Annotated in this window: 1 protein-coding gene; it reads right to left on the reverse strand. The window is 42.1% G+C overall.

Annotated elements, in window-relative coordinates; all coding sequences use genetic code 11:
- Positions 1 to 24 precede the first annotated feature (24 nt).
- The coding region (locus O0V13_RS21590) for a transposase domain-containing protein (protein ID WP_268037087.1) at positions 25 to 280 on the reverse strand (256 nt) is incomplete at its 5' end.

Genomic DNA, 280 nt, shown 5'->3' on the forward strand with positions numbered 1-280 from the left:
GTATCCCCCCGAGCAACCGCATCTTTACTTATCCTGATTTATTTCTAGGGAAAGTTTGTAGTTTTTCGGTAGGAGTTCTTTTATTTTTTGGATGTTTGTGTCCATGATATGGTCAAAGACATATTTGAGCCACTGTTGAGGATTAACATCTTCGATCTTGCACATGGCAAAGAACGAGTAAATCATTGCTGCCCGCTGTGCTGCATCATGGGACCCTGCGAACAGGTAGTTTTTCCGACCTAAGGCTATCGGTCTGATCTTGTTCTCAATGGCATTATTA

The sequence above is a fragment of the Algoriphagus sp. PAP.12 genome, from assembly GCF_026652115.1.
GTDB lineage: Bacteria > Bacteroidota > Bacteroidia > Cytophagales > Cyclobacteriaceae > Algoriphagus.